A 20,665-nucleotide genomic window follows, 5' to 3' on the forward strand; every position below is an offset into this window, starting at 1 on the left:
CAAAACAGGGCCCCAGAACGTCAGCGAGACGTTGCGGGGCCCTGCGGCCGGGGGTTGAACTCGGTGGAGCTCTGCGGGGCGTTACGCCGGACGGGGGCGCGGAACCTGCGCGGTGGAGCCGCGCACGACGAGCTCGGGCTCGAAGAGCAGCTCTCCGGGCTGTACGGCGGCCCCCTGGATCTGTGCGGTGAGCAGCTCCACGGCGGCCCTGCCCATGGCCTCGATGGGCTGCCGGACGGTGGTCAGCGGGGGCTCGGTGCAGTTCATGAAGGCCGAGTCGTCGTACCCGACGACGGAGACCTCGCCGGGCACGTCCAGGCCGCGCCGGCGGGCCGCCCTGATGGCCCCGAGGGCCAGCGGGTCGCTCGCGCAGATGATGCCGGTCACCCCGCGGTCCAGCAGCCTCGAGGTGGCCGCGTGGCCGCCCTCCAGGGAGAACAGCGCCCGTTCCACGTGCGCGGCGGGCAGCTCCGTACCGGCCGCCGCCGCGACCGCCTGGGCGGCCACCAGCTTGCGCAGGGAGGGGATGTGGTCGGGCGGGCCCAGCACCAGCCCGATGCGCTCGTGACCGAGGGAGGCCAAGTGCCGCCAGGCCTGTTCGACCGCGACGGCGTCGTCGCAGGAGACGCACGGGAAGCCGAGGTCCTCTATCGAAGCGTTGATCAGCACCACCGGGACCTTGCGGTCGTGGAGCAGCCGGTAGTGCTCGTGCGGGGCGTCGGCCTGCGCGAAGAGCCCGCCGGCGAAGACCACGCCGGACACCTGCTGCTGGAGCAGGAGCTCGACGTAATCCGCCTCGGAGACCCCTCCGGTGGTCTGCGTGCAGAGCACCGGGGTCAGCCCCTGCTGGGCCAGCGCCCCGCCGATCACCTCGGCGAAGGCAGGGAAGATCGGGTTCTGGAGTTCCGGCAGGACCAGGCCGACCAGCCGGGCCCGTTCGCCGCGCAGCTGGGTGGGGCGCTCGTAGCCGAGGACGTCCAGGGCGGTGAGCACGGACTGGCGGGTCGCGTCCGAGACGCCCGGCTTGCCGTTGAGCACCCGGCTGACCGTTGCCTCGCTGACCCCCACCTTCTTCGCCACTTGAGCAAGTCGTCGCGTCATGAGCGCAAGAGTAGCGCAAACAATGCAAGTTCCTTGCAGTTCGATTACGGCCAGTTTGGCCCATCGGAAACCGGCGCGGAACCCCCCGTGTCCCACCGACCTCGGCCGGCGCCTGGGCGGCGAGCACACGGGCAAGCGCACGGGCGAGCGGCGGGGCACCCCGAAGGGATGCCCCGCCGCCCTCTGCGCCCTGGATCGGCCGCCCGCTACGGCAACTGGTTGATCTTGAACGTCGAGGTCGTGTTGCGCACGTCCACGGCGTTGTCGCTCATCCTCAGGTTCTGGATGGTGACCTCACCCACCGCCGGTCCTTGTCCCGCCTCGGGCATCTCGTTCGCCCAGAGACCGAATCCGGACTTGGCGTCGAAGGCGTCCCCGCTCTTCTTCGCCCCCGTGATGGTGATGTCCTTCAGGATGGTGTCCTTGATGGGATTGACCGGCTGGCCGCCGACGTACTGCGTCTGGAACATGATTCCGCTGTAGGTCGGATCGACGATGTCGACGTTGTTGATGCGGATTCCCTGGAACACCTTGGAAGCCGAGAAGATCCAGATTCCGGGGAAGGTCTGCGCCCCCCAGAAATGGCCTCCGGCCCGGACGATCGAGATGTTCTCGAAGAGCGTCGGGTCGGTCCCGAATCCGTTCATCGGATACCCGAAGTCCAGCGAGCTGATGGTGATGCCCGAGTAGACGAGGATGTCGGCGATGTAGATGTTGCGGAAGGTGTTGTTGAAGCCGCCGTAGACGGCGACACCGGCCGCGCGCCAGGTCAGGATGGCGCTCAGGTTCTCGTAGACGTTGTTCTTCATGTCCGCGCCGCCCGCGTCGATGGCGGAGAACAGCGCGAAGCTGTCGTCACCCGTGGAACGGGCCTCGATGTTGGCCACGAGGTTGTCCGTGCTGCCGTTGGTCATGTTGATGCCGTCGGCGAAGGTGTCGCGGATCCGCGAGTTCTTGATCGTGATCCGGTCGGTGTTGGCGCCCCAGTAGAGGCACACCTGGTGTTCGTTCCAGACGTTGTCGATGGTCATGTCGGTCACGTTGGCGAAGTCGAAGACCTTGCCCGGACCGTCGATGCGCGAGGTGTAGTTGCCGAAGTAGGCGAACCCCGTGAAGGACGAACCCTTCGCGGTGCCCTCCGCGCGCCAGCCGTTGTCGGTGTTGTCCTGCGAGGACGGGGCGTGGAAGCGGGTGAACCACGGTCCGGCGCCGACGACCTGCACGGCCTTGCCGTACACCTGGAACTTGCTCGCCGTGTCGTAGTCGCCCGGCGGCAGGTAGACGCCCACGAGCTTGCCCGTGGTGTCCATGCGGACCTTGTCCAGGGCGTTCTGCACGTCCTGGTGGGTGAAGCCGGCGGGCACCGTGTAGGTCGCCGGGTCGGGGTTGGCGATCACCGTGGCCTGTTCCAGGCTCACGAAGTCGATCGCGTAGGTGGTGGTGTTCGCCGTGTCCTTCTGGAGGCGGATCTTGCTGCCCGCCGGGACGGTCTCGCCGAGGAGGATGTTCGCCTCGTCGTAGATGTGCCGCGGGGCACCGGCGCTCGGGGCATTACCCGGTCCGGCCTCGGCTCCGTAGAGCCAGGCGTACTTCGAGGTCAGCGGCAGGGCCTTCTTCAAGGCGCCGTTGACGTAGACGTTGATGGTGGAGTCGATGCCGCCGCCGCCCGGGGCGTCCGGGATGGAGAAGCGGGTGACCAGGGTGTTGGTCGCGGCGCGGGTGGTGAACTCGACGTACTCGCCCGTCGCGTCCAGGTTCACGGCCTTGCGGCCCGAGGCCTCGCCCGCGATGTCGCCGACGGTCCGGTTGGGGCCGACCACGTTGGCTCCGCCACCGACGACGCCGTCCTCGGCCTCGTAGGTGTCGAAGGGCATGTTCGCCCCGCGGCCGACGAAGAAGGGCTTGCTGGACGTGTTGTTGGCGCGCTTGACCGGCAGTTCGTTGGCATCGTCGGCGAGGACCACCTTGACGGTGTACTTGCCGTTGGCCGCGGTCCAGTTGCCGAGCGCGATCGGCGCCGAGGAGGCACCGGCCGCGAGCGCGCCGCTGAAGGATCCGCTCAGCGTACGGATGGTCGCGCCGCCCGCGTCCTGCAGCGTGAGGGTGACGCCGTGGGTGCCCGCCGCGGCGGCCACGGTGCCCTGGTTCTTGACCGTGACGGAGAAGCCCACGGACTGACCGGCGGACGGGGCGCTCGGCGACCACCCGACGGAGGAGGCCACCAGGTCGGAACTGTCGACCGGGCGGACCACCAGCGGGGAGCCGGTGAGGCTGTTGTTGGTGTCGTTCTGCTCTACGACCGTGTTCGCCTCGTCGACGATCGCGCTCAGCGGGTAGCTGCCCGCGTCGCGCGGTCCGATGGCGGCCGTGACGGTGGCCGAGGCCCCGGCGGCCAGCGCGGGCACGTTGGCGGAGGCGATCTTCGAACCGCCGAGCTGGAAGGAGACGGAGGTCGCCGGCGCCGGGGCCGGGCCGGTGTTCTTGACGGTGGCGGACAGGGTGACGGAGTCCGACTCGACCGGGGCGGCCGGGCTGGCGCTCACCGCGGTGACCTGGAGGTCCGGGTTGGGCGCCGCGACCCCCATGACCTGGAACTCGGCGATCTGACCGTTGGAGGACCCGGTGTTGGAGGTGAAGCGCAGCTGCACGTCCGCGATCCGGGCGCCGACCGGGATGGTGACGGTGTTGGAGCCGGAGGCCGGGTTGAAGACGTAGTCCTTGGCGGCCACCAGGCCGGTGACGCCCGAGGCGCTCTGCTCGCGGCCGAGCACCTGGATGTTCTGGGTGCGGGTGCCCCAGCTGCTGTCCGGGTTGAGCTTGAGGACCAGGCGGTCGACGTCGGCGTTGGCGCCGAGCTTGACGGTCAGGGTGCTCGGGTAGGCACCGCCGGCGCCCTCCCAGTAGGTGGAGGTGCTGTTGTCGTTGGCGTTCTCCGCGACGAAGGTGTGGATCACGGAGGAGCCCTCGATGGGCTTGCCGACGGCCAGGTTGGAGCCGCCCGTACCGCCGCTTCCGTTGCGCGTCACGGAGTTGCTGTCGCCGGAGCGGTTGCCCGCCGCGTCCTTGGCCCGCACGAAGTAGCTCACCGTGGCGGTGGCCGGCTGGGCGTCCGTGTAGGTGGTGACGTTGCCCGCGACCGTGGTGAGCAGGACGTTGTTGGCGAACACCTCGTAGCCGGTGACACCGGTGTTGTCGGTGGAGGCCTGCCAGGCCAGCTTGATCTGCCCGGCGGCCGGCTCGGTGAAGGTCAGGGCGCCCGGGATGGTCGGGGCCTGGGTGTCACCGGTGTCGCCGGCGCGGGTGACGCTGTTGCTGTTCCCCGACTGGTTGCCGGCCGCGTCCTTGGCCCGGACGTAGTAGGTCACGCTCGCGGAGGCCGGCTGGGTGTCGGTGTAGGTGGTGACGTTGCCCGCGACGCTGGTGCGCAGTTGGTTGTTGGCGTAGACGTCGTACCCGGTGACGCCCGTGTTGTCGGTGGCGGCGGTCCAGGTCAGCTTGATCTGGCCCGTGGCGGGCTCGGTGTAGGCGAGCGCCGTCGGGGCCGTCGGGGCCTGGGTGTCGCCGGTCGTCGGGCCGTAGATCTCCAGCTCGGAGAGCTGCCCGCCGGGCTGTACGGAGTTGGACGCTATCCACACCCGTACGTAGCGGGTGGTGGTGGCGTCGAAGGTGATGCTCACCGTGTTGCCGCCGGCGGGGCTGAAGTCGTACCCCTTGGACGCCGTCAGGTCGAGGTAGTCCGTGCCGTTGGCGCTGCCCTGGATCTTGAGGGTCTGGGTGCGGGCGCCCCAGTTCTCGGGGAGCTTGAGGACCACCCGGTCCACGCGGACGGAGGAGCCGAGGTCGGCCTGGAGCCACTGGGGCATGGCGTTGTTGACGCTCTCCCAGTAGCTGGCGGCGTTGCCGTCGTTGGCGTTGCCCGGCACGTAGACCTGGGTGTTGCTGCTCGCGGTGAGCGTCTTGCCGAGGGCCAGGTTGGTCCCGGACTCACCGGGGGCGCGGACCTCCAGCTCGGAGAGCTGGGCGGCCTGCCAGCCGGTGTTGGCGGTGATGTCGATCCGCACGTACCGGGCCTGGGTGGCCGGGAAGCCGATGGTGACCACGTTTCCGGCGCCCTGGCCGAAGGTGTGGGTCGCCGAGCTCACGAGGGTGCTGAAGCTGGTGCCGTCGGCGCTGCCCTGGACGGACAGGGTCTGGTTGCGGCTCTCCCAGGTGGCGGGGAGCTTGAGCACCACCTGGTCGACGCGGGTGGTGGCTCCGAGGTCGGTCTGCACCCATTGCGGGAAGGTGCTGCCGGCGCTCTCCCAGTACGAGGACTGGTTGCCGTCGGTGACGTTGGCGGCGGTGTAGGCGCCGTTGGTACTGCTCGCGGCGGCGGGCCTGCCGGCCGAGACGCTCGGTCCGCCGGCGGCCACGGCGGTCAGGGCGGGCCAGCCCAGCATCAGCAGGGCCGTACTGATCAAGGCGGCCAGGGTCCGCCATCTCCAGTTGTGCCTTCTCATATGTCCTCGTCCCTCGACATGAACTTTCTGAACCATGGGAGATAGGAATTTGCGGCGTGCGGTGCGAGAGTTGCAGAGCTTTGGCGAGTCGTCTACATCTCTGACCGCACTTTCATACCGTCATCGCTTGCGCAAGCTGGGCGCAAATAACGCAAGTCATTTGCGTGAGAGAGCCACATTCCACTTACGTCCGAATCGCCCTACCGTTCGTACTCATGCAGTCCCCGCGGTTCCTCCACATGAGCGCTCGGCGCCTCGGGCTGCCCAGACGGGCCGCCTCGCAGATCCTGCTGACCCAGCTGGCGATCGCCGCCGGGGTCCTCGCCCTGGCCACCGGCCTCTTCCTGGCCCCGCTGAGCGCGCAGCTCGACGACCAGGCCATGCGGCGCGCCCTGGCCATCGCCCAGAGCGCCGCGGCCGACCCCTCCCTGGCCGCCGGCCTCCTCGGCTCGGCGCCCTCGCCCGACAGCCCCGTACAGGCCTCCGCGGAACGGATCCGCTCGGCCACGGGCGCCGAGTACGTGGTGGTCATGGACCTGGACGGCATCCGCCGCTCGCACCCGAGCCCCGACCGCATCGGGCGGCCCGTCTCCACCGACCCCCGCGACGTGCTGGCCGGCCGCCAGGTCATGGAGATCGACGACGGCACCCTGGGCCGCTCCGCGCGCGGCAAGGTCCCCCTGCTCGCCGCCGACGGCGAGGTCGTCGGCGCCGTCTCGGTCGGCATCGCCTACGACAGCGTCCAGGGCCGCCTGCTCGGCGCCATCCCGGGCCTGCTCGCGTACGCGGGCGGCGCCCTGGCCGCGGGCGCCCTCGCCGCCTACCTGCTCTCGCGCAGGATCCACCGGCAGACCCGCGACCTGGCCTTCTCCGATATCGCGGGCCTGCTCGCCGAACGCGAGGCGATGCTGCACTCCATCCGGGAAGGTGTGATCGCCCTCGACCGGACCGGCCGGATCCGGCTGGTCAACGACGAGGCGGCCCGGCTCCTCGGCCTCGCCCCCGAGGCCGCCGGCGCCGTAGCGGGGCGCGCTCTGGACGAGGTGCTCGGCACGGGCCGCACCACCGACGTCCTCACCGGCCGGGTCACCGGCCGCGACCTGCTCACCGTGCAGGGCCCCCGGGTGCTGGTCGCCAACCGGATGCCCACCGAGGACGGCGGAGCCGTGGCCACCCTGCGCGACCGCACCGAGCTGGAGCACCTGGGCCGCGAGCTCGACTCCACCAAGGGCCTGATCGACGCCCTGCGCGCTCAGGACCACGAACACGCCAACCGGCTCCACACCCTCCTCGGACTCCTGGAGCTGGGCCTGTACGAGGAAGCCGTGGAGTTCGTCACGGAGGTGGTCGGCGTGCACCGCAGCACCGCCGAGCAGGTCACCGAGAAGGTGCACGACCCCCTCCTCGCCGCCCTGCTGATGGGCAAGGCCACGGTCGCGGCGGAACGCGGCGTACCCCTGCGGCTGGCCGATTCCGCCCTGCTGCCCGACCGTCTCGTCGACCCGGGGGGCCTGGTCACCATCCTCGGCAACCTGGTCGACAACGCGCTGGACGCCGCGGTCGGCTCGGCCGCGCCGCTGGTCGAGGTCGACATCCGGGCGGACGGCCGCACCGCGGTCCTGCGGGTCCGCGACAGCGGCCCCGGCGTCCCGGTGGCACGCCGCGAGGAGATCTTCACCGAGGGCTGGTCGACCAAGAAGCCCCAGGCCGGCGGCGCCCACCGCGGACGCGGGCTCGGCCTCGCCCTGGTGCGGCGCCTGGCCGAACGGCAGGGCGGCACGGTCCGGGCCGGCGAGGCGACCGGCGGAGGGGCGGAATTCTCCGTCGTGCTCCCGGAGGCCCTGCGATGAGCGATGCCGGCCGACCCGGGGCAGCCGGGGCATCCGGGGCAGCCGGCGCCTTCGACGTGCTGGTCGTCGACGACGATCTGCGCGTCGCCCGGATCAACGCGGCCTACGTGGCCAAGGTCCCCGGCTTCCGCGTCGCGGCCCAGGCCCATTCTGCGGCGGAGGCACTGGCGCTCCTCGACTCCCGCCCCGTGGACCTGATCCTCCTCGACCACTACCTCCCCGACGAGAACGGCCTCGACCTGGTCCGGCGCCTGCGCGAACGCGGCCACCGCACCGACGTGATCATGGTGACCGCCGCCCGCGACCTGGCCACCGTCCAGGCCGCCATGCGCCTCGGCGCCCTCCAGTACCTGGTCAAACCCTTCACCTTCGCGGGCCTGCGCACCCGTCTGGAGGCCTACGCGGCCCTGCGCCGCACCCTGGACACCGGCGGCGAGGCCGAACAGTCGGAGGTGGACCGGATCTTCGGGGCCCTCGCCGCGGCCGGCGCCGACGCCCCGAGCGATCTCCCCAAGGGCCACTCCCCCACCACCGCCGACCTGGTCCGCGGCATCCTGCGCGCGGCCGAAGGCCCGCTCTCCACCCAGCAGATCGCCGACCGCGCGGGCATCAGCCGCCAGACCGCCCAGCGCTACCTCAAGCTCCTCGACCGCGCCGGCCGCGTCGTCCTCGCCCTGCGGTACGGCGAGACGGGCCGCCCTGAGCACCGATACGCCTGGCGTCCGCCCACGACCGGCTGACACCGCCCGGCCGGCCGACCGCCCGCCCGGCCGACCGTCCGATCAGCCGGCCTCCCGGCCGATCCCGCTCCCCCGCCGCGCCGGCCCTACACCGCCCCGGCCCCCGTCAGCGCGCGGACCTCGGTCTCCGCGTGCCGCCGCTCGTCCGGCTCCTCCGCCGAGGTCACGGTGCCCAGCCAACCCGCCAGGAAGCCCAGCGGAATGGACACGATGCCCGGGTTCTGGAGCGGGAAGAACTGGAAGTCCACGCCCGGGAAGAGGGATTCGGGGCTGCCCGAGACCACCGGGGACAGGGCCACCAGCAGTACGGCCGGGAGCAGCCCCCCGTACACCGACCAGACGGCACCCCGCGTGGTGAAGCCGCGCCAGAACAGCGAATACAGGAGCACCGGCAGGTTCGCCGAGGCCGCCACCGCGAAGGCCAGACCCACGAGGAAGGCCACGTTCAGGTCCTGGGCGAGCAGACCCAGCGCGATCGCCACCGCCCCGATCCCGACCGCCGCCGTCCTGGCCACCGCCACCTCGCTGCGCTGGCGGGCGTGGCGGCGCTTGAGCGAGGCGTACAGGTCGTGCGCGACGGAGGCCGACGAGGCGAGGGTGATCCCCGCGACCACCGCGAGGATGGTCGCGAAGGCGATGGCCGCCACGAAGGCGAACAGCACCGCCCCGCCCGTCGAGTCGGCCCCGCCGCCCAGGAAGGCCGCGAGCAGCGGAACCGCCGTGTTTCCCGAGGCGTTGGAGGCCCTGACCTCCTGCGGCCCGAGCAGCGCCGCCGCGCCGAAACCGAGCACGATGGTCATCAGGTAGAAGCCGCCGATCAGCCCGATCGCCCACACCACCGACCGGCGGGCCGCCCGCGCCGTGGGCACCGTGTAGAAGCGGGACAGGATGTGCGGCAGCCCGGCCGTCCCCAGGACCAGGGCGAGCCCGAGGCTCATGAAGTCGAAGCGGGCCGTCCAGTCGCCGCCGTACTTGAGCCCGGGGCCCAGGAACCGGTCGCCGTGCCCGCTGCGCTCGGCGGCGGTGCTGAGGAGCTGGTCGAAGTTCCCGTGGAAGCGCAGGAGCACGAGCACCGTCAGGGTGATCGCCCCGCCCATCAGCAGCACGGCCTTGACGATCTGGATCCAGGTGGTGGCCCGCATGCCGCCGAAGGACACGTAGATCACCATGAGCGCGCCGACCCCGATGACCGTCAGCGTCCGTGCGGCCCGGCCCGAATCGGAGAGCAGCAGGCCCACGAGGCTGCCGGCGCCGACCATCTGCGCGACGAGGTACAGCACGGAGACCACCACCGAGGAGGTCCCGGCCGCGATCCGCACCGGCCGTTCCTTCATCCGCGCGACGACCACGTCGGCGAGGGTGAACCGGCCGCAGTTACGGACGAGTTCGGCGACGAGGAACAGCACGACCAGCCAGGCGACGAGGAAGCCCACCGAGTACAGCAGGCCGTCGTAGCCGAAGAGGGCGATGAGGCCGGAGATGCCGAGGAAGGAAGCGGCGGACATGTAGTCGCCGGCGATGGCGAAACCGTTCTCCATCGGGGAGAACAGCCGCCCGCCCGCGTAGAACTCCTCCGCCGAACCGTGCCGGTTGCGGCTCACCCAGGTGGTGATGCCGAGGGTGACGGCGATGAAGACGCTGAACAGGAGCAGCGCCAGGGTCTGGTGCTCGGTGGTCACCGGCCCGCCCCCCGTCCCCGGGTGCGCTCCCCGGCGTCCGCCCGGCGGACCTGCTCCTGCTCGAAGACCGTCCAGCGCAGGTCCAGCGCCGCGCGGTCGCGCCGCAGCCGGGCGTGACGGGCGTAGGCCCAGGTCAGCAGGAAGGTGCTGAGGAACTGCCCCAGGCCCGCGAGCAGGGCCACGTTGACGGACCCGAACACGGGCCGGGCCATCATCTCCGGCGCCGTGGTGGCGGCGATCACGTAGGCGACGTACCAGAGGAAGAAGCCTGCGGTCGCGGGGACGACGAACCTCCGGTAGCGGCCGCGCACCTCCTGGAAGGCCGCGCTGCGCTGCACTTCGAGGTAGATGTCGGAGGCGGCGCGCGCGGGCGCGCCACCCGGGGAGGAGTTCGGCGGTGACGTTTCCGCTCCGCCGCCCGCCGCTCCACCGGGCCCCTCGCCTACGCCGGCACCGTCGCCCTCGCCCCAACCGACGGCCAGCGCGTCGTACCAGGGGTCGTCCAGCCGGATCGTTCCGGCATCACGACCTTCGTGCTTGTCCACCGAACTCTCCTTGTCCGCCGCCGCAGTGGCCGCGTGCCCACAAGGATGTGCGGGAGGGACGGTTTCCGGACTGGTGTCCCGGTGCTCTTCACTCCATCAGGTGATGGAGCGAAGAGCGCGGGTGTGCCAGTGCCCCGGAGGTGCCACCGGAGGTCCGCCGGTGGCCCGGACGGCCCCCGGGGCCGGTCAGGCGTCGATCCGCGAGCGGTCCAGGGTGGCCGCGGAGCTGGTGATGAACTCCTTGCGCGGGGCCACCTCGTTGCCCATGAGCAGGTCGAAGACCGACTCGGCCGAGTCCAGGTCGCCGATGTTGATCCGGCGCAGGGTGCGGAAACGGGGATCCATGGTGGTCTCCGCCAGCTGATCGGCATCCATCTCGCCGAGGCCCTTGTAGCGCTGGATCGAGTCCTTGTACCGGATGTTCTTGCGCTGGTACTCCAGAAGGGTCTGGCGCAGCTCGTTGTCCGAGTACGTGTAGACGTACTTGTCCTGGCCCTTCTTCGGCTGGACGAGCTCGATCCGGTGCAGCGGCGGCACGGCGGCGAAGACCCGGCCCGCCTCCACCATCGGGCGCATGTAGCGCTGGAAGAGCGTGAGCAGCAGGCAGCGGATGTGCGCGCCGTCCACATCGGCGTCCACGAGCAGGACGATCTTCCCGTACCGGGCGGCGTCGATGTCGAAGGTCCGGCCCGAGCCGGCTCCTATGACCTGGATGATCGCCCCGCACTCGGCGTTCTTGAGCATGTCCGAGACCGAGGACTTCTGGACGTTGAGGATCTTGCCCCGGATGGGCAGCAGCGCCTGGAACTCGGAGTTCCGGGCGAGCTTGGCCGTACCCAGAGCCGAGTCCCCCTCGACGATGAAGAGCTCGCTGCGCTCCACGTCGTCGCTGCGGCAGTCGGCCAGCTTGGCGGGCAGCGAGGAGGACTCCAGCGCGGTCTTGCGACGCTGCGCCTCCTTGTGCTGGCGGGCCGCGATCCGGGTCCGGGCGGCCGCGACGATCTTCTCCATCACGGAGCGCGCCTGCTGCTTGTCGTCCCGTTTGGTGGAGGTCAGGAAGGCCTTGAGCTCCTTGGCGACGACGGCCGCGACGATCCGGGTGGCCGCCGAGGTGCCGAGCACCTCCTTGGTCTGGCCCTCGAACTGCGGCTCGGCGAGGCGGACGGTGACGACCGCCGTCATGCCCTCCATCGCGTCGTCCTTGACCACGTCGTCCTCGGCGACGCGCAGCAGCTTCGCGGAGCGCAGCACCTCGTTCACGGTCTTGGTGACCGAGCGCTCGAAGCCGGAGATGTGGGTGCCGCCCTTGGGGGTGGCGATGATGTTCACGAACGACTTCACGTTCGTCTCGTACCCCGTGCCCCAGCGCAGGGCGATGTCCACACCGAGCTCGCGGGTGACCTCGGTGGGGGTCATGTGGCCGCGGTCGTCGAGGACCGGGACGGTCTCCTTGAAGATCCCCGTGCCGGTCAGGCGCAGGATGTCGCAGGCCGCCTTGTCCTGCGCGAGGTACTCGCAGAACTCGCTGATGCCCCCGTCGAAGCGGAAGGTCTCCTCGGTCTTCCCGGCCCCTTCCAGGGCCCGCTCGTCGCGGACCACGATGGTCAGGCCGGGTACGAGGAAGGCCGTCTGGCGGGCGCGCTGGTAGAGCGTGTCCAGCGTGAGCTTGGCGTCCTTGAGGAAGATCTGCCGGTCGGCCCAGTAGCGGATCCGGGTGCCCGTCTTGCCCTTGGCGATCCGCTTGCCCTTGCGCAGGCCGTTGGCGGGGTCGAAGGGGCTGTCGGGGCCCTGCTCGGTGAACATGCCGGGGACGCCGCGGCGGAAGCTGATGGCCTGCGTGGCGCTGCCCCGGTCGACCTCCACGTCCAGACGCGCCGAGAGGGCGTTGACGACGGAGGCGCCGACGCCGTGCAGGCCGCCGGAGGCCGCGTACGACCCGCCGCCGAACTTGCCGCCGGCGTGCAGCTTGGTCATGACGACCTCGACGCCGGAGAGGCCGGTCTTGGGCTCGACGTCCACGGGGATGCCGCGGCCGTTGTCGCGGACCTCCACGGAGGAGTCCTCGTGGAGGATCACCTCGATGTGGTCGCAGTAGCCGCCCAGGGCCTCATCGACGGAATTGTCGATGATCTCCCAGAGGCAGTGCATGAGGCCCCGGCTGTCGGTGGAGCCGATATACATGCCGGGGCGCTTGCGGACGGCCTCGAGGCCCTCGAGGACGAGCAGGTGCCGCGCGGTGTAGTTGGAGCCGTCCCGGTCTGCTCCGGTCAGCAGTGCGCTGGAAGGCACGGACGTGTCGGCGGTCACGCAGTTCGCTCCTCGCTGAATTCTTTTTCTGGCCCGGTCGGGCGCAGTGGTGGCTCGGTTGCCGTTGGAAGGGTACCGAGGCCTGGTAGAGCCGATGCAACGCCATCCCAGCCCCTTCACCAGCCTAGTGCAGATCCGTACGCCTGTTCGATCCCCCGTGAGGGTGAAGCAAACATCACGTTCCCTTCCGCGCATGAACCATTTAGTGTTCGGGCACGTCCTCATCAACATCCGGCACTCAGCCGGGAGAGGGCAGAACCGCGACAAGCGAACGACCTGACAACGCGAAACCGTAAAGCAACGCAATACGGTTCCTTCGCCGCCAACCGGCAACAGCCGGCCAGCTTCGGAAGGAAGTTTCGAGGAAAAGCCGCGAGCGGGAACGTTTTCGGCCTGGTTGGATGTTGACCCTGGTACGACAGCTCGTCGAGCTAGAGAAGAGGCGACGTGACTACTGTTCTGACACCCGCGACCCCGCTGACGGCCGCTGACCGATGCGACCGCTGCGGCGCCCAGGCATATCTGCGCGTCGTCCTGCTGAGCGGCGGTGAACTGCTCTTCTGCGCCCACCACGGACGCAAGTTCGAGCCGGAACTCAAGAAGATCGCCGCGGAAATACAGGATGAGACCGAGCGGCTTACGTCCGCTCCGGCGGCCAGTGCCGCCGAACCCGAGGACCGCTGACACAAGGCCTACACCTCGCATCCGACGAGCCAGGACCGGCGATGCCGGTCGACGGGCGGTACCTCTGCGACCCAGAGGGACCGCCCGTCCTCATGTCCGGACGGGCTTCGGCCTCACGTCCGGACGGGGCTCAGCGCTTCAGTGCGGGCAGGTCCCCCGCCGCGAGGCCCCTCCCGGGCCCCTGGGCGGGGCGTACGTCCATCCGCAGGACTCCGCGACCACCAGGACGCCCTAGCTCCCCCCGGGGCGCCTCCGAGCCGCTGACGGGCTCGGTGACGAAGCCGATGAGCGGTGCGATCCGCGTGTACACCCCCGGGCTGTCCGCCCGCCCGCAGCCGCGCCCCCAGGACACCAGGCCGATCAGCCTCCCCTGGGCCACCAGCGGACCGCCGCTGTCCCCCTGGCAGGCGTCCTTGCCGCCCTCGCGGTCCCCCGCGCACAGCATGGAGTCGGCCCGGTACTGACCGTCGGCGTCTCCCGGGTAGGCCCGCCCGCACACCTCGTCCGCCAGCACCGTCACCCTGGCGGCCCGCAGCCCGTAGGCGTAGTCGCCGAAGCCACTCGTGTCGCCCCAGCCGTACACGGCGGCCTCGGTACCGGCGCCGTAGGCCGGATGCCCGAGGTCGGCCATCGGCAGCACGTGCTGTGCGGACACGGCCTCGGCCAGCTCCAGGACGGCCAGGTCGCCGGCATTGCTGCCCGCGTCGTACGCCGGGTTCACCCGGGCGGAACGCACCGCGATCTCCCGGCCCTCGCTCGCGCGCAGCTCCGTACGCCCGGTGATCACCCGGAAATCGCGGACGGAGTCGACCGGACCTCCCAGCACCTGACGCCCCAGGCAGTGGGCCGCGGTCACCACCTTGGTGGGGGTCACGAGGACGCCCCCGCAGAACTGGCCGCCTCGCGTACCCCCGAACCGGTCACGGCTGGCGAGGGCCACGACCCACGGGGCATCGGCCACCTTCACCGGCTTCCCGCCGATCACCACGCTGTCCGCGGCCGCTCGCGGCGCCTGGGAGAGCGGCGCCGCCGCCGCTCCCGCCGCCAGGGTCAGCGCTCCCGCCAGGACACGGGCAAAGGGACGACGCATGAGGCCTCCTGACTCCGAGTGTGCATGACTCCACTCAGAGTGGGACGCCCGGTGGCCGTGCGCACCCGCGCGGCCACCGGCGACGACCTGCGGCGAGCCCCTCGCCGCGCCGGGCGGATCCGGCGGGATCGGTCCGGATCAAGCCGGATCAAGCCGGATCAGGCTGGATCAGTCGAGGTAATCGCGAAGCACCTGGGACCGGGACGGGTGGCGGAGCTTCGACATGGTCTTCGACTCGATCTGGCGGATGCGCTCACGGGTGACCCCGTAGACCTTGCCGATCTCGTCGAGCGTCTTGGGCTGGCCGTCCGTGAGGCCGAAGCGCATGGAGACCACGCCCGCCTCGCGCTCGCTCAGCGTGTCGAGGACCGAGTGCAGCTGTTCCTGCAAGAGCGTGAAGCTCACGGCGTCGGCCGGGACGACCGCCTCGGAGTCCTCGATGAGGTCGCCGAACTCGCTGTCGCCGTCCTCGCCGAGCGGGGTGTGCAGGGAGATCGGCTCGCGGCCGTACTTCTGGACCTCGATGACCTTCTCGGGGGTCATGTCGAGTTCCTTGGCCAGCTCCTCCGGGGTGGGCTCGCGGCCCAGGTCCTGGAGCATCTGGCGCTGGACGCGGGCCAGCTTGTTGATGACCTCCACCATGTGCACCGGGATGCGGATGGTGCGGGCCTGGTCGGCCATGGCCCGGGTGATCGCCTGCCGGATCCACCAGGTGGCGTACGTGGAGAACTTGTAGCCCTTGGTGTAGTCGAACTTCTCCACGGCGCGGATCAGACCCAGGTTGCCCTCCTGGATCAGGTCCAGGAAGAGCATGCCGCGGCCGGTGTAGCGCTTGGCGAGGGAGACCACGAGGCGGAGGTTGGCCTCCAGCAGGTGGTTCTTGGCCCGGCGGCCGTCCTCGGCGATGATCTCCAGCTCGCGCTTGAGCTTGGGCGCCAGCTTGTCGGAGTTGGCGAGCTTGTCCTCGCCGAAGAGGCCGGCCTCGATGCGCTTGGCGAGCTCGACCTCCTGCTCGGCGTTGAGGAGGGGAACCTTGCCGATCTGCTTGAGGTAGTCCTTGACGGGGTCGGCGGTGGCACCGGCGACGGCGACCTGCTGGGCCGGGGCGTCGTCCTCGTCGTCCGAGATGACGAAGCCCTTGCTCTCGGCGCCTTCCTCCTCGTCCTCGGACTCGGCCTTGGCGGCTCCGGGACCCTCTTCCGTGGTCTCTTCGTCGCCTGCGTCGGCGTCCTTCTTGGCGGTGGTCTTCTTGGCCGCCGTCTTCTTCGCCGCCGTCTTCTTGGCGGGCGCGGCCTTCTTCGCCGCCGTCTTCTTCGCAGCCGTCTTCTTGGCGGCGGGCTCGGTCGCGATCCCCTCCGCGAGGGCGTCGACGCCGGTTTCCACCTGCGCGGGATCCGGTTCGGCCGTCCCGGCCACCGCGTCCGGTGCGGCGGCGGCGGGCGCTGCCGCCGGCCCGGTCGCGGCCTTCTTGGCGACGGGCTCGGTGGCCGTCCGCTTGACGGGGCTCTTCGCTGCGACGCTCTTGCGGGTGGTGCGCTTGGGCGACTCCGCGGCACTGACCATCAGCGTCACACCCTCTTCCTCAAGGATCTGGTTGAGGCTGCGCAGAACATTCTTCCACTGGGTCGCAGGAATCTGGTCAGCCTCGAAGGCCCGACGCACGTCATCGCCGGCGATCTGCCCCTCGGCCTTGCCCCGCTCGATGAGCGCCATCACAGACTCGGAATCGGCGATCTCCGGCGGGAGCGTACGGGATGTGCTGGCCGACACGAACAACCTCTCGGAACGATGGAAACGGCTTCCGACCCCGGCCTGGTGGTGCTGGACCGGAGCCGACGACCACCGACTGGGGATGGGCCGGGGGCGCGGGCAGGGACCGGGGAGCTGCACAGCACCCCCAAGGGCTGCTGTCTTCCCTCCGTCGGCCATCACCTCTTAGGTCATCGCGTGACCTCGCGGAGCGTTACGCCCAATCTTCGTGGCCCGAGTCACACCCCGTTTGATGCCATGCCGGTCATACCGTTATTTCTGCACGCCCGGTGTGTCCGAACACGCCCCGTTTCGCGGGCCGGACGGCTCCCCGCAAGCGGGGTCGAAGCGGGGTCCCGGCGTCCGGAACGGGGCCGGGCGGGCGGCCGGGGCGCTCAGGACCCGGCCGGGGAGCCTCGCCCGGGCCCCGCCGGACCCTCCCGGAGCTCCCTCCGGGGGTGCCGCCCGCAACGGGCTCCCCGTCGACGCGCCCACGCCCGTGCGCTGCGGCTCGTCAGTGCTCGCGCGGGGCGGGGACCACGCGCTCGACTTCCGGATGCACCGTCAGAAGCTGGCGCATGGCGTTCTCCGCGCCCACCGCGTCGCCGGCGGCGATGCACTCGACCATGCGCGCGTGGTGCGCGACGCAGGTCTCGCTGGGGCGGTCGCAGGCGGTGATGGGGCTGCCGGACACCTGCAGCGCGGCGGAGACGATGCCGGAGAGGTGCTCCAGCATGCGGTTGGCCGCGACCTGGATGAGCAGCGCGTGGAACTCGTGGTCCGCACGCGCGAAGGTGATCGAATCGCCCTGCCCGAGGGCGTGTCCCATGATCTCGACCATGTCGGCGAGGCGCTGCTGGATCTCCGGGCGGCCGTGGCCGGCGGCGAGACGGGCGGCGAGCGGTTCGATGGTCCAGCGGAGCTCGCCGAGCTCGCGGCGCTGGTCGTCGCGATGCGGGCCGAAGGCGCGCCATTCGATGATGTCGGGGTCGAGCAGGTTCCAGTCGGCGACCGGGCGGACCCGGGTGCCGACGTTCGGGCGGGCGCTGACGAGGCCCTTGGCCTCCAGGACCCGCAGTGATTCGCGGACGACGGTGCGGGAGACCTCGAAACGCTGCCCGATCTCCTCGGGGACCAGCGGGCGGTCCGCGCCGAGGTCGCCGGAAACGATCATCTGGCCGAGCTGCTGGACGAGTTGGCCGTGCAGGCCGCGTCCGCGGCTGCCCGCGGCGCGGCGGCCGACCCGGCTCAACTCGATGTCGGATCCGTCCCAGTGGGGCACTCCCACCCGGTCGGCCCCCGAGGCCTCCGGGTAGGGGTAGCGGTCGAGTTCGCCCGCGCCGGCGAGGCCGGAATCGGCATGGCGGGCGGCGGTCATCATGGTGTGCGCAAGGGTACTCACGAATCCTTTGTCGGCTGTGTCTCCGCGACCCTTGAGGTCTTTGGTGAAAAGCACACGAAAGGGTGATCGGTGCCACCTACGCAATTGACGACTTATCGTAAAGAACCGGGCCTTTTGCGGGGAGTTGCGGCCCTCCGGGCTTGATGTGGACCACAACGGTCCCGTTGGGTCCGGATCCATACGGAAACGATCACCAACGATCCCTCACAAACGGACGCGGCCGCGCAGTCCTGTGAACCCATAGGCGCACAACAGGACCATCAGCGACAACACCAGTGCGGTGCCCACCGGTTGGGCCATCACCCGGATCGCCCCGAGGACCACCCGGTCCGCCTCCGGCGGCCACTGCGCCCAGGCCAGACCGCGCAGCCGCTCCGCGAGTCCGGTGACCGGGTACGCGGACGGGCCGTCCAGTGCCTTGCGCACCAGCGGTACGACCATCACCGGTACGGCGAGCACCGCGGCCAGGCCGGCGGAGGCGGACCGGAAGACGCCGGAGGCAAGGACCCCGGACCAGGCGCAGCCGATGAGCAGCCCCGCCCAACTCGCGGCCGGGGAGACCCACTCCGCGGGCGTACGGAGCGGTGCGCCGCCGAACACCAGCGTCAGGGCGGCGGCGTCGGCGGTCACGGCGAGGGCGCCGAACAGCAGCGCGAGGGTGGCGCTGACGCCGAGTTTCGCGGTGAGCAGCCCGAGTCGGCGCGGGACGGTGCCGCGGTCGGCGGCGAGCGCGGGATAGCGGTACTCCTCACCGAAGGCCAGGGCCCCGAGCAGCCCGGCGCCCAGCGCCGCGGGCGGCAGCGGGAGCAACTCGGGCCAGGCGGCGAGCAACCGGTTCTGCGGAGTGTGGCCGGCCCGGGCCAGCACCAGCGCCGTGACGACGGAGACGGCGACGACGAAGGCGGCGGTGAGCACGGGGGTGGCGGTGCCGAACATCCGGTGCAGCTCGTAGCGCAGGGGCCGCAGCGGGCCGCCGAGCCGGCGCACGACCGAGGCGGGCCGCCCAGGGCGGGCGGAGCGGGGCCGGTCGCCGACGTCGGCCCCGGCCGCGGCTGTGACTGCGGTCGCGGTCGCGGCTGCGGTCGCGGCTGCGGTCGCGGTCGGCGTTCCGGCGGCGGCCGCGTCCCGTGCCCCGGTTGCGGCGCGGTCCCGGGCGCGCGGCAGCGTGGGCTGCGCGCCCGCGTCGCCGGTCTCGTCGGCGAGCTGGTGGACGAGCACACCGTGCCGGAAGGCGGCCTCGCCGACCTCGGCGCAGTTGCTGCCGTAGACGGACAGCCGGCTGCCGCTCTCCTCCACGATCTCCCACGTCCGCCGGGCCGCCCGCGCCTCCCGGCCCAGTACGTCGGCCAGCCGGGCGGCGTGCGGGGTGCGCACGGCGACCCGCGGCCGGAGCCGGGTCCGGGCGAACTCGGCGGCGTCCTGGTCGGCGACGAGCCGGCCCGCCTCGATGCTCACGACCCGGTCCGCGCTGCGGGCGGCCTCCTTCGCGTCGTCGGTGGTGAAGAGCACCGCGCCGCCGAGGGAGGCGTGGCCGCGCAGCAGCCCGTGCAGCCAGCCCCGTTCACGGGGCGAGAGCCCGGCGGCGGGCTCGTCGAGGAGCAGCGTGCAGGGGTCGGCGAGCAGTGCGGCGGCCAGCGCGACCCTGCGCTCCATGCCGAGCGAGAGCGAACCGAGCCGCTGATCGCGCAGTCCCGCGACGCCGACGACCTCCAGCATCGCGTCGGCCCGTGCGGCCGGCACGCCGGCGGCGGCGCAGAGCATCCGCAGCTGACCGCGCACGGTGCGCGAGGGGTTGCCGGGGAGATCGCCGAGGAGCACGCCGACCTCGCGGCCCGGATGCGGGATCCGGTGCAGGGGGCGCCCGCGGAAGTAGGTGACCCCACGACCCGGTTCGAGTTCGAGCATGAGCCGCAGCGCGGTGGTCTTGCCCGAGCCGGGCTCGCCGAGCAGTGCGGTCACGCTCCCGGGGCGGGCCTCGAAGGTGAGGTCGTCCACGAGGGGCGGGAGGTTGCGGCGGGGGGTGCTGGTGAGTCCGATGGCCTGGAGCATCGCTTCTCTCGCGGGGGGTGAGACCGCTCTGCGGCAGGGTGATTACCGCCAACAAGATAACGCGATATGTCCGATTTACGGCGTAGCTCGTCGCGAGCCGCATCCGTGTCGGCGCCCCGGCACGGCTGCGGAGCGCCTTGGCCTCAGACTTCGGGGCGCAGCATCGGCGGGTTGAGCAGGGTCGCCCCGCCGGCCCGGAACAGCTGCGCGGGACGGCCGCCCTGACGCGTCGTCGTCCCCCCGGCCGGCACCAGGAACCCGGGGGTGCCGGTGACCTTGCGGTGGAAGTTCCGGGGGTCGAGGGCGACTCCCCAGACCGCTTCGTAGACCCGGCGCAGCTCGCCGACGGTGAACTCGGGCGGGCAGAAGGCGGTGGCCAGCGAGGAGTACTCGATCTTCGAGCGGGCCCGCTCGACACCGTCGACGAGGATCTGCTCGTGGTCGAAGGCGAGTCCGGCGCCGGTCCGGCCTTCCGTGGACAGGAGCTCGTCGACGGGGGCCCAGCGCGCGCTGTTGGCATCGCCGCCGGCCCGGGGGGCGGGCAGGTCCGGAGCCAGCACCAGATGCGCGACGCTGACCACGCGCATGCGCGGATCCCGTTTCGGATCGCCGTAGGTGGCCAGCTGCTCGAGGTGCGCCCCGTTGCCCACGTCCGGGGCGGCCGGGTCGTGGGCGCAGAGGCCGGTCTCCTCGGACAGTTCACGGGCCGCGGCGGCCGACAGGTCCTCGTCCCCGCGCACGAAGCCGCCGGGCAGCGCCCAGCGTCCCTGGAACGGCTGCTCACCCCGTCGGATGACCAACGCGCAGAGCGCATGGCGCCGCACGGTGAGCACGACCAGGTCGACGGTGACGGCGAAGGGCGGAAAGGCCGACGGGTCGTAGGGCGACATGCCGCGATCATAGTCGTCTGCCTGACGATAAACAGAGCTTTGGGGATCTTCGGACCACGGAAACGGAAGCCCCGGCCCGA

13 protein-coding genes are annotated in these 20,665 nt (G+C 71.2%); 3 read left to right on the forward strand and 10 right to left on the reverse strand.

The window, feature by feature from the left end:
- Positions 1-81 precede the first annotated feature (81 nt).
- Positions 82-1,101 carry a LacI family DNA-binding transcriptional regulator gene (locus OG730_RS11585; RefSeq protein WP_327304172.1) on the reverse strand — a complete coding sequence of 340 codons (1,020 nt, stop codon included), beginning with the start codon at positions 1,099-1,101 and terminating at the stop codon, positions 82-84.
- A 206-nt stretch (positions 1,102-1,307) separates the two neighbouring features.
- Positions 1,308-5,600: a discoidin domain-containing protein gene (locus tag OG730_RS11590; protein ID WP_327304173.1), complete on the reverse strand. Its 4,293-nt coding sequence runs from the start codon at positions 5,598-5,600 to the stop codon at positions 1,308-1,310.
- 239 nt (positions 5,601-5,839) lie between these two features.
- Between OG730_RS11590 and OG730_RS11595 the strand changes: the two genes are divergently transcribed.
- Together OG730_RS11595 and OG730_RS11600 are read left to right on the forward strand one after the other, a co-directional pair.
- A complete protein-coding gene (locus tag OG730_RS11595; protein WP_327304174.1) occupies positions 5,840-7,450 on the forward strand; it encodes a sensor histidine kinase in 1,611 nt (536 codons plus the stop codon).
- Complete coding sequence (locus tag OG730_RS11600; RefSeq protein WP_327304175.1) at positions 7,447-8,190, forward strand: response regulator; 744 nt, start codon at positions 7,447-7,449, stop codon at positions 8,188-8,190. Before OG730_RS11595 ends, OG730_RS11600 begins: the two co-directional genes overlap by 4 nt.
- A gap of 86 nt (positions 8,191-8,276) precedes the next feature.
- On the opposite strand, the gene OG730_RS11605 is transcribed toward OG730_RS11600, so the two are convergent.
- From OG730_RS11605 to OG730_RS11615, 3 genes are all read right to left on the reverse strand, one after another.
- Positions 8,277-9,869, reverse strand: coding sequence for a monocarboxylic acid transporter (locus tag OG730_RS11605; protein WP_327304176.1), 1,593 nt, complete (start codon positions 9,867-9,869; stop codon positions 8,277-8,279).
- Entirely contained in the window at positions 9,866-10,414 is a 549-nt protein-coding gene (locus tag OG730_RS11610; protein WP_327304177.1) for a DUF485 domain-containing protein, read from the reverse strand. Before OG730_RS11610 ends, OG730_RS11605 begins: the two co-directional genes overlap by 4 nt.
- A 186-nt stretch (positions 10,415-10,600) precedes the next feature.
- Positions 10,601-12,721: a DNA gyrase/topoisomerase IV subunit B gene (locus OG730_RS11615; RefSeq protein ID WP_327304178.1), complete on the reverse strand. Its 2,121-nt coding sequence runs from the start codon at positions 12,719-12,721 to the stop codon at positions 10,601-10,603.
- A gap of 447 nt (positions 12,722-13,168) precedes the next feature.
- Between OG730_RS11615 and OG730_RS11620 the strand changes: the two genes are divergently transcribed.
- Positions 13,169-13,405: a DUF7455 domain-containing protein gene (locus tag OG730_RS11620; protein ID WP_112449103.1), complete on the forward strand. Its 237-nt coding sequence runs from the start codon at positions 13,169-13,171 to the stop codon at positions 13,403-13,405.
- 130 nt (positions 13,406-13,535) lie between these two features.
- Here OG730_RS11620 and OG730_RS11625 read toward each other — a convergent pair whose 3' ends face one another.
- The 5 genes from OG730_RS11625 to OG730_RS11645 form a co-directional block, all read right to left on the reverse strand.
- Positions 13,536-14,495 carry a S1 family peptidase gene (locus OG730_RS11625; protein WP_327304179.1) on the reverse strand — a complete coding sequence of 320 codons (960 nt, stop codon included), beginning with the start codon at positions 14,493-14,495 and terminating at the stop codon, positions 13,536-13,538.
- Between the two features lie 168 nt (positions 14,496-14,663).
- Positions 14,664-16,271, reverse strand: a complete 1,608-nt coding sequence (locus tag OG730_RS11630) for an RNA polymerase sigma factor (protein ID WP_327304180.1) — start codon at positions 16,269-16,271, stop codon at positions 14,664-14,666.
- Positions 16,272-16,758: 487 nt separating this feature from the next.
- Positions 16,759-17,700 (reverse strand): FadR/GntR family transcriptional regulator, encoded by a 942-nt coding sequence (locus OG730_RS11635; RefSeq protein WP_327304181.1) that lies wholly within the window; start codon positions 17,698-17,700, stop codon positions 16,759-16,761.
- A 150-nt stretch (positions 17,701-17,850) separates the two neighbouring features.
- Complete coding sequence (locus OG730_RS11640; RefSeq protein WP_327304182.1) at positions 17,851-19,695, reverse strand: ATP-binding cassette domain-containing protein; 1,845 nt, start codon at positions 19,693-19,695, stop codon at positions 17,851-17,853.
- Between the two features lie 143 nt (positions 19,696-19,838).
- The gene (locus OG730_RS11645; protein ID WP_327304183.1) at positions 19,839-20,585 is read right to left on the reverse strand and encodes an NUDIX hydrolase; all 747 of its coding nucleotides are present in this window, start codon (positions 20,583-20,585) and stop codon (positions 19,839-19,841) included.
- Between the last annotated feature and the right edge of the window lie 80 nt (positions 20,586-20,665).

It is taken from the genome of Streptomyces sp. NBC_01298, from assembly GCF_035978755.1.
Taxonomy (GTDB): domain Bacteria; phylum Actinomycetota; class Actinomycetes; order Streptomycetales; family Streptomycetaceae; genus Streptomyces.